The sequence below is a fragment of the Mesorhizobium sp. M7A.F.Ca.CA.001.08.2.1 genome, from assembly GCF_003998455.1.
Lineage (GTDB): Bacteria > Pseudomonadota > Alphaproteobacteria > Rhizobiales > Rhizobiaceae > Mesorhizobium > Mesorhizobium ciceri.
The window spans coordinates 1-8,970 of the sequence record NZ_RZPW01000197.1 but is presented as its reverse complement, the minus strand read 5'-3'; the positions used below and the strand labels follow the sequence as shown (position 1 = coordinate 8,970).

The window sequence follows — 8,970 nt, the reverse complement described above, 5'->3', positions numbered from 1 at the left end:
GGCTTCCAGATGCTCGGCCGTATGGAGCGCGATCCCGACGGCATCGAAGGCAGCGTCACCGAAGCCGAAGGGCTCGGACTGCTCGACATCGAAACGGTAATGGAGCCGGAAAAGACGGTGCGCAACGTCAGCGCCCGTTCGGTGCCGTTCGACCTGCCGCTCGAAGGCTATGAAATCCATCTCGGCCGCACCACCGGGCCGGATACGCTGAGGCCGTCTGCAGTCATCAATGGCATCGATGACGGGGCAGTGTCGGTCGATGGCAAGGTGATCGGCACCTATATGCACGGTCTGTTTGGCGCCGACGGCTTTCGCGGAAGATTCCTCGAAAGCCTCGGCATCAAGGGCGGCGGCATCGACTACCGAGCCGAGGTCGAGCGGGCGCTGGACGAGGTCGCAGCCGAGCTGGAGACCCATCTCGACTGCGACGCGATCTTTGCACTGGCGCGGTAATTCGCGGTTGGCTCAGCCCTTGTCGCCTGCCTTCGGCCAGTAGGTGCCGAAGGACCAGACGTTGCCTTCCGGGTCGCGGCAGATGAACTCGCGGCTGCCATAGTCGCGGTTGATCAATTCCTGGATGATCGTGGCGCCTGCCTTCCTGGCCTTGGCATAGGCGGCATCGGCATCATCGACGGCGATGTAGATCGACTTGCCGCCGCCTGAGCCGGGTTCGCCGACCATCTTGCCGTAGTCGTCGTCGCGCACGGTGCCCAGCATGATCATCGAGGAGCCGAAGACCAGTTCGGCATGGTGCACGACGTCGCCTTCGCCATAGCGGGCCCGGACGCTGAAGCCGAAGGCTTCGCCCAGCCAGTCGATCATCTTTGCCGCGTTCCTGTAGCGCAAGGCGGGGTAGAGGCGGGGCGCTTCGGTGGTGGTGGTCATGTCGATCTCCTTCAGTGGGGTTGGTCGATGCCCCACTGTGGGTAAAGGCCGTTCCGGCGTCTTGAAGAAATGTTACCTGGCCGAGATTCCGGTTGGTGTCTCGCCGGCGAGGTCGCGGAATTCGCGTACCAGATGCGCCTGGTCGGCATAGCCGCAATCGGCTGCGATATCGGCCCAGTCGACTGCCTGCTGCCTCGACAGGCCGAGCGCGCGGTTGAAGCGGACGATGCGCGACAGTGTCTTGGGGCCCATGCCGATGGCGTTGGAAAAACTGCCGGCGAGATGTTTGCGGCTCCAGCCCAGCCTTTCGGCGATCAATGCAATGCGGGTCCGGCCGTCGGATGTGATGATGCGGTCATAGGCCCAGGCGATTTCAAGTGGCGTCTCGGCGGCCTTCTCGAGACGGGCGGTGACGAAGGCTTCGGCCATGTCGAAACGCGTCGTCCAATCCGGCGCATTGCCCAGCCGTTCACGCAGCGCCAAGCCCTGAGCGCCAAGCACGTCGTCGAGGACGACCATGCTGTCTGTCAGTTCGCTCATCGGCAGGCGGAAGAAACGGCGTGCGCCAAGCGGCGTGAAGTTGACCTGGACGCAGCAGGCGCCGCCGAAGGATTCGATCACCACCGGTCCGGCAAAGAGGCCGGCGGCGAAACTGGCGAAGCGGTCATTGTCGCCGGGCGCCTTGCCGAGGCCGATGGCGAAGGGTTCGGCGAAGCTGATGACCAGCGGTACGGTGAGCGACGCATATTCGACGTTGCGCATATGGTCGGGCGCCATTTCGCGATAGCCGCAAATGTCCGACACAATGCCCTGAAGTCGAGGATCGGGCAGGCGCCGGCGCATCTCAAACCGCCGGCGACGGACCGGTCCTGCTCTTGCTGGGGTTGCATCTTGACTGGCATCGGCCATCCTCGCGCCAGTCAAATCTAACAGACCAAGGGCCGGAATCAAAAGCGCCCGGCTTTTGGCCGGGCGCTCCTCGTCCCCACTTCAAGGGAAATGGTCAGGCGCCGCGCATCAAGCAGCCGCCGGCAAGCACGATGAAAGCAATAAGCACGATCCACACCGATGCGAGTGGAATGAATGAGAGAACGCCAAGCGCGGCGAGAACGCCGATGATGGCGATAACAACGGAGATGATAAAAACGATCTGGGTAGGTGCGCTAAGATTCATGTCTGCCTCTCCAACATGATTCGAACAGCGGCATCCTATCAGGGCGCGGGATCACACACCAATCAAGGCCCGCAGCGGGTTCGCCGGGTCAGCCAGCAACTTCACAGCAAGCGCCAGGCATACGATCACCAGCAGCGGCTTGATCAGTCTTGCGCCGATGCGCATGGCCAGGCTGGCGCCGACGCGAGCGCCGAGGAATTGGGCGACGCCCATCATCAGGCCGATCTTCCAGTAGACGACGCCGAAGGCCGCGAAGACGATGAAGCCGCCGATGTTGGAAGCGAAGTTGAGCAATTTGGTATGCGCCGTCGCCTTGAGCACGCCGTAGCCGGCAAGTGCCACGAAGGCCAGCATGTAAAAGGAGCCGGCGCCTGGCCCGAACAGGCCATCGTAGAAGCCGATGGCGGGCACCAAGGTCAATCCAAACAGGAACGGCGACAGGCGCTCGGCGCGGTCGACATCGTTCATGTTGGGCTTGAACGCGAAGTAGAGCGCGATGGCGATCAGCACGATGGGCAGGGCAGCCCGCAGTATGTCACCCGGCACGATCGTCGCCAGCAAGGCGCCGATGGCGCTGCCGACAAGGGCCAGAAGCGCCGACGGCAATTGCCGGCGCAGGTCGACATGACCCTTCGACGCGTAGTGGATGGTCGCCGAGCCCGAGCCGAACATGCCTTGCAGTTTGTTGGTGGCGAGCGCCTGGACCGGCGTGAAGCCGGCAAGCAGCAGCGCCGGCACTGTGATCAGCCCGCCGCCGCCGGCGATCGAATCGACAAAGCCCGCGGCAAAAGCGGCGAAAGCGAGCATGGCGACGGTCTGGATGCTAAGGTCGATCATCTGATGTATGGAGGTGTCCGGCCGGCTGAAATATCGAGCGTTCGACCACGGCCGCCCTGTTTGCGCAAGATCGATTCCGCGCTACCTCTATCCCAGCGCATCGCGCCTGGATTGTGTTTGTGTAGTTAACCCGGAAAGAGGCTCCTGATGGCATTCGCATTGCTGGACCAGATACGTCAGATATTCGACGGCGACCCCGGCGTGCGCAAGGTGGCGGACGATCCGGTCCTATCGGCGGAACTGCTGATGCTGTTTCGCATGATCCTGGCCGACGGGTCGGTCAGCGAGAGCGAAATGGTTGCCTTCCGGCGCATCTGCAAGGACGCCTTCGGCATTCCGGAAAGCAGCATCGACAGCGTCATCGAATATCTCAACGAGTTCGGCTACGAGACCAATGGCTCGCAGGCGATTGCACTGTTCCGCGATCTCGACGTCGAGCGGCGCCGGCAATTGGCCAAACATATGGCGGAGATCGCCAAGGCGGATTCGCAACTGGCCGAGAGCGAGATCCGCCTGCTGCGCCGCACGCTCGACCTGCTCGATATCAGCCCGGTCGATGTGGTGAAGACGCAGGAGTGATCGGGCCGCCTTCTCTCCTGATCAGCCTTGCTCCCGCAGCCGCTCCGCGATCGCCCGGTGCAAGTCAGGGGCGGCGGTGACAAGCGCCTTGGCAGCCTCGGACTGCGGGTGGTCGAGCACTTCGCTCGTCTTGCCGCGCTCGACGATCTTGCCGTCATGCATGACCAGCACCTCGTCCGTGATGGCGCGGGCCACGGTCAGGTCGTGGGTGATGAAGAGGTAGGCGATGCCGAGCTTCTGGTTGAGCTCTGCGAACAGATCGAGGATCTGGGCGCGGATCGAGACATCGAGCGCCGAGACCGGCTCGTCGGCAACGACCAGCTTGGGGCGGGTGATGATGGCGCGGGCGATCGACAGGCGCTGGCGCTGGCCGCCGGAAAATTCATGGGGGTATTTGTCCATGTCGCTGATGCCGAGGCCGACTTCGTGCAGGGCATGCGCCACCATCTCGCGGCACTCGGCGCGCGTCGGCTTTTTCTCCAGCACATGCAGGGGTTCGGCAACCAGCTTTTCCACCTTCTGGCGCGGGTCGAAGGAGCCATAGGGATCTTGAAAAACGACCTGCATATCGCGTCGCGCCGGCTTTAACTCGGCTTCGCTCTTGCCGGTTATGGTCCCGCCGCGGAACGAGATTGAGCCCGATGTCGGCCGATCCAGCGCCAGGATCATGCGGGCGAGCGTCGACTTGCCGCAGCCGGAGCGACCAACCAGTGCCACTGACTGACTCGGCGCCATCGACAGCGAGACGTCGTCGACGGCGCGGATACCAGGCGCGCGCTTAAACAGCCAGGTGCGCCGGCCGGGATAGTCGCGGGTCACGCCCTCGACCTGAAGCAAAGGGCGGCCCGTCTCGATGCCATGCGGCCTGGCGCGCGCCGGCACATGCATCGAGGCCTGCGCCAACTGGCGCGTGTAGGGGTGGAGCTGTTCGGATAGCGTGCGTGCGGTGTCGCCGGCTTCCATCACCTCGCCGCGGCGCAGGATGGTGATGCGGTCAGCCATCTCGGTCACCACGGCGAGGTCATGCGAGATCAGCAGCAGGCCCATGCGGCTCTCCGCGACGAGGTCGCGCAAAAGGTCGAGGATTTGTGCCTGCAGCACCACGTCGAGCGCCGTCGTCGGTTCGTCGGCGATCAGCAGCTTCGGCTTCAGCGCGCAGGCGATGGCGATGACGACGCGCTGGCGCTGGCCGCCCGACAGTTCGTGCGGATAGCGCGACAGCGGGAATTTCGCTTCGGGCAAGCCGACACGGTCGAGCATTTTTCGCGCCCGGTCTTCGGCCTCGGCGCGGCTGGCCCTGGTGTGCCAGCGTATGCCTTCGGCAACCTGTTCGCCGATGGTCTTGACCGGATTGAGCGCGGTCATCGGCTCCTGGAACACCATGCCGATGTCGTCGCCGCGCAGCGCACACATCTGGTCCTCGGTTGCTGCCAGGATGTCGATGCCGTCGAATGTGACACGTCCGCTGGCGCGCGCGGCATGGGGCAGAAGCTGCATCACCGTCAGCGCGGTCATCGATTTGCCGGAACCGGATTCGCCGACCAGCCCCATCACCTCACCGGGCGCGACGGAAAGTTCCACACCCTTGAGGATCTGCGTGTCGCCGATGGTCAGCGACAGGTTCTCGATGTCGAGCAGGCTCATCGCTGCCGCCGCGATTTCGGATCGAGGACGTCGGCGATGCCGTCACCCAGCAGGTTCAGCCCCAGCACGGCGACAACGATCGCCATGCCCGGAAAGATCGCCATCCATGGCGCCACCACCATGCGGGTCTGCGCGTCGAACAGCATGCGGCCCCAGCTCGGCATTGGCGGTTGCGCACCCAGGCCGAGATAGGAAAGCCCGGCCTCGGCCAGGATACCCAGAGCGAACTGGATGGTGCCTTGCACCAGAAGCAGCGTGGCGATGTTGGGCAGCACATGTTCGATTGTGATCTGCGTGCTGCTCTTGCCGGCGGCGCGTGCGGCGAGAATGAACTCGCGCGGCCAGATCGCCAGCGCGCCGGCCCGGGCGACGCGCGCAAAGACCGGGATGTTGAAGATGCCGATGGCGATGATGGCGTTGACGGCGCCCGGCCCGAAGATGGCGGTGATCATGATCGCCGACAGCAAAGCCGGGAAGGCGAAGACGAGGTCGTTCAGCCGCATCAGCGCCTCGTCGACGAGGCCGCCGCGTGCCGCGGCAAAGGCGCCGAGCGGCACGCCGACCCCCATGCCGATGCCGACCGCGACCAGTGCCACGGCAATCGAATTGCGGGCGCCGACCATGACCATCGACAGGATGTCGCGGCCGAAATGGTCGGTGCCGAACCAGTGCGCCAGCGAGGGCGCTTGCGTCTTATCCGATATCACCAGTTTCGTGACGTCATAGGGCGTCCAGGCATAGGAGACGACAGCCATTGCCAGGATCAGCAGGGTGATGACGAAACCGGCAACGAAGGCGGTATTCCCGAACGCCTTGCCCAGGATGCTGCCGAACGTCTCTTCTGATATGTCGATGTGCAATGTCATTGCCGGCTTCTCAGGCGCGGATCGACGACCGCATAGGAAAGGTCGACCAGCAGATTGACGGCGATGACGGCGGCGACCAGCAGCATGACGACGCTTTCGACGACGATCAGGTCGCGCTGGGTGATCGCCTGGAACACCAGCCTGCCGAGGCCGGGCAGATAGAAAACATTCTCGATGATGATGGTGCCGGCAAGCAGGAAGGCGAACTGCAGGCCCAGAATGGTCAGCACCGGAATCATGGCGTTGCGCAGCGCGTGCCGCCACAGCACAGCTCGGTAGGGCAGACCCTTGGCGCGGGCGGTACGGATATAGTCCTCGTTCAGCACCTCGATCAGCGCCGAGCGGGTGACGCGCGCCAGAATCGCGGCTTGCGGCAAGGCAAGCGCCACTGCCGGCAGCAGCAGCGACTTCAAGGCTGGCCAGACGCCGGCACTCCAGCCGGGAAAGCCGCCAGCAGGAACCAGCCGCAGCCAGACGGCGAAGACATAGATCAGCATCAGCGCGAACCAGAAATTGGGCACGGCGACGCCAAGCTGTGCGGCGCCCATGGAAATCGTATCACCGGCCCGTCCACGCCGGCTGGCGGAAAACAGGCCGACGGGAATCGCGATGAGGGTGGAGAGCGCAAGCGCAATCAGCGCCAGCGGCAGCGAGACGGCCAGCCGCTCGCGCACCAGACCGATGACCGGCACCGAATAGGTGTAGGAGCGGCCGAAATCGAGGCTGAGCAGGCCGCCCGCCCAGTGCAGATAGCGCCAAGCTAACGGCGCGTTGAGGCCCATCTGGTTGCGCAGCAACTCGACCTGGTCGGCGCTGGCATTCATGCCCAGCATTAGCCGCACCGGATCGCCGGGCAGGATCTCCAGGACGGCGAACACCACCATGGAAGCCAGCACCAGCGTGGCGATGGCGATGGCGAGGCGTTTTAGGAGGTAGGCGGTCATGGAAGGTGAGGGATCACTCGCTCCACTTCACCTTGGTCAAATCATTGGCCTGGATCGGGGCGTTTTCCCACAGCCCTTGCAGCCTGGCGTCCCAGACGCCGATCTTCGGCAATTCATAGAGGAAGCCGACCACCGCATCGTCGGCCAGGATCTTCTGCGCTTGCCCCAGCAATTCTTTGCGCTTGGCTTCGTCGGAGGTGACGCCGAGATCGGCAATCACCTTGTCGAAGGCCGGGTTGTCGTAGTTGAAGTAATAATCCTTGCGCGAATAGATATCGATGTCGTTGGGCTCGGTGTGGGAGACGATCGTCAGGTCGTAATCCTTCTTGGTGAATACCTGGTCCAGCCACTGTGCCCATTCGACCGGAATGATTTCCAGATCGATGCCAACGTCGCGAAGCTGCGAGGCGATGATTTCGCCACCGAGACGGGCATAGGTGGGCGGCGGCAGTTTCAGCGTCGCCTTGAAGCCGTTCTCGAGGCCTGCCTCTTTCAGCAATTCCTTGGCCTTGGCGACATCATGCGGGTAGCGGCCGGTGAGGTCGACATAGTCCTTGTTGGCCGGCGACATATGCGAGCCGATCGGCTGGCCGAGGCCGGCCGAGGCGCCGTCGATGATGGCCTTGCGGTCGAGCGCGTAAGAGATCGCCTGCCTCACCTGCAGCTTGTCGAAAGGCGGCTTCTTGTTGTTGATCGACAGGATGGTCTCACCCTCGGTCGCGCCGATCACCACCTTGAAGCGCGGGTCGTCCTTGACCTGGGCGACGCTGTCGGCATCGAAGAACGGGAAAGCCTGGATGTCGCCCGAGAGCAGCGCCGGCACATAGGCCGCGGCATCCGGCACGATGCGAAACTCGGCCTTGTCGAGCGACGCCGGCGTGCCCCAGTAATTGTCCGATTTGACCAGCGTGATCGACGATCCCTTGGCCCAGCTCTGGAACTTGAACGGGCCGGTGCCGATCGGTTTCTCCTTGTTGGTGTCGGCAGATTCCGGCGCCACGATCACCGCGTCGCCCCAGCCCATATTGTAGAGGAACGAGCCCTGCGGGTTCTTCAGCGTGACCTTGACGGTTGCCGGATCGACGACGTCGACCTTGTCGATGGCGGCGAACAGCACCTTTTGCGCGTTGACCGAATTGTCGGCGCGGGCACGATCGAGCGAGAATTTCACGTCGGCGGCATCGAAGTCGGTGCCGTCATGGAATTTCACGCCGGTGTGCAGCTTGAAGGTGTAGACCTTGCCGTCATCGGAAATGGTCCAGCTTTCGGCCAGATCCGGCAGCACCTCGCCATTCGGCCCGATGCGCGTCAGGCCTTCGAACACATTGGCATAGAGAACCTCGTCGATCGCTGCGGCGGCACCGGCGGTCGGATCGAGATGCGGGGGTTCGAGCGGAATGCCGATGACCAGGTCGGTTCGCGCGGCGAACGCAGAGGTGCCGGCGGCCAGCGACAGCACCGCGGCCGCCAGAATGGTTTTCCACAATTTCATCGTGCAACTCCCCATGCGTTCAGACACGTGCTCGAACCCGAGTGATAGAAGCGTGATTTCGCCACGGAGTAAATTGCGTTTCGTTCTGCCCCTTGGCGTGGCCGGGAATGTTTTTATCCTGGCGACCGCATCGGCAGTCGAAGCTTGTCGCGGTGCGCACCTTATCCCGTGGCTGTGCCGCGCAGCAGCACGTTGAGCCCTATCGCCATCACCTTGGCCGATTCCACCATGTCCGATATGCCGACCCATTCGTCCGGCCGGTGGGCGAGGTCGAGAATGCCAGGCCCATAAGCGATGCAATCATAGATATGGCCGATGCGAGCTATGTGCTTCTGGTCATAGGTGCCGGGCGAAATGACGTAGTCGGGTTCGCGGTCGAAGATCGCCATGATGCCTTGCGCAACTGCCTTGACTACCGGCGCGTCGCGCTCGGTCATCAGCGGCAGCACTTCCATCACGTCGCGGATTTCATAGTCGAATTTTGTCCGCTCGCGCTTCAACCGGTCGAGAATGCCGGTCACTTCACCTTTGACGGTGTCGAGATCCTCC

At 63.3% G+C, this 8,970-nt stretch carries 10 protein-coding genes and 1 pseudogene; 2 read left to right on the top strand and 9 right to left on the bottom strand.

Annotated elements, in window-relative coordinates; all coding sequences use genetic code 11:
* Nucleotides 1–453: pseudogene (locus tag EN914_RS14035) on the top strand (cobyric acid synthase CobQ); the annotation flags it as partial.
* 12 nt (nt 454–465) lie between these two features.
* Here EN914_RS14035 and EN914_RS14030 read toward each other — a convergent pair.
* The 4 genes from EN914_RS14030 to EN914_RS14015 all read right to left on the bottom strand — a co-directional run bounded on the left by EN914_RS14030 (nt 466) and on the right by EN914_RS14015 (nt 2,896).
* Complete coding sequence (locus EN914_RS14030; RefSeq protein ID WP_024501285.1) at nt 466–885, bottom strand: VOC family protein; 420 nt, start codon at nt 883–885, stop codon at nt 466–468.
* A 72-nt stretch (nt 886–957) separates the two neighbouring features.
* A complete protein-coding gene (locus tag EN914_RS14025; RefSeq protein ID WP_050580402.1) occupies nt 958–1,728 on the bottom strand; it encodes an AraC family transcriptional regulator in 771 nt (256 codons plus the stop codon).
* Nucleotides 1,729–1,888: 160 nt separating this feature from the next.
* Nucleotides 1,889–2,059: a hypothetical protein gene (locus EN914_RS14020; RefSeq protein ID WP_013531212.1), complete on the bottom strand. Its 171-nt coding sequence runs from the start codon at nt 2,057–2,059 to the stop codon at nt 1,889–1,891.
* 51 nt (nt 2,060–2,110) lie between these two features.
* Nucleotides 2,111–2,896, bottom strand: coding sequence for a TSUP family transporter (locus EN914_RS14015; RefSeq protein ID WP_013531213.1), 786 nt, complete (start codon nt 2,894–2,896; stop codon nt 2,111–2,113).
* A gap of 147 nt (nt 2,897–3,043) precedes the next feature.
* Here EN914_RS14015 and EN914_RS14010 point away from each other — a divergent pair, with 147 nt between their 5' ends.
* A complete protein-coding gene (locus EN914_RS14010; RefSeq protein ID WP_013531214.1) occupies nt 3,044–3,475 on the top strand; it encodes a TerB family tellurite resistance protein in 432 nt (143 codons plus the stop codon).
* A gap of 21 nt (nt 3,476–3,496) precedes the next feature.
* On the opposite strand, the gene EN914_RS14005 is transcribed toward EN914_RS14010, so the two are convergent.
* The 5 genes from EN914_RS14005 to EN914_RS13985 form a co-directional block, all read right to left on the bottom strand.
* Nucleotides 3,497–5,119: an ABC transporter ATP-binding protein gene (locus EN914_RS14005; protein WP_024501284.1), complete on the bottom strand. Its 1,623-nt coding sequence runs from the start codon at nt 5,117–5,119 to the stop codon at nt 3,497–3,499.
* Nucleotides 5,116–5,985 carry an ABC transporter permease gene (locus tag EN914_RS14000; RefSeq protein WP_024501283.1) on the bottom strand — a complete coding sequence of 290 codons (870 nt, stop codon included), beginning with the start codon at nt 5,983–5,985 and terminating at the stop codon, nt 5,116–5,118. Before EN914_RS14000 ends, EN914_RS14005 begins: the two co-directional genes overlap by 4 nt.
* Nucleotides 5,982–6,929 carry an ABC transporter permease gene (locus EN914_RS13995; protein WP_024501282.1) on the bottom strand — a complete coding sequence of 316 codons (948 nt, stop codon included), beginning with the start codon at nt 6,927–6,929 and terminating at the stop codon, nt 5,982–5,984. The genes EN914_RS14000 and EN914_RS13995 overlap by 4 nt, the downstream gene beginning before the upstream one ends.
* A gap of 13 nt (nt 6,930–6,942) precedes the next feature.
* Entirely contained in the window at nt 6,943–8,421 is a 1,479-nt protein-coding gene (locus EN914_RS13990; protein ID WP_024501281.1) for an ABC transporter substrate-binding protein, read from the bottom strand.
* Between the two features lie 161 nt (nt 8,422–8,582).
* The coding region (locus EN914_RS13985; RefSeq protein WP_127389129.1) for a M20/M25/M40 family metallo-hydrolase at nt 8,583–8,970 on the bottom strand (388 nt) is incomplete at its 5' end.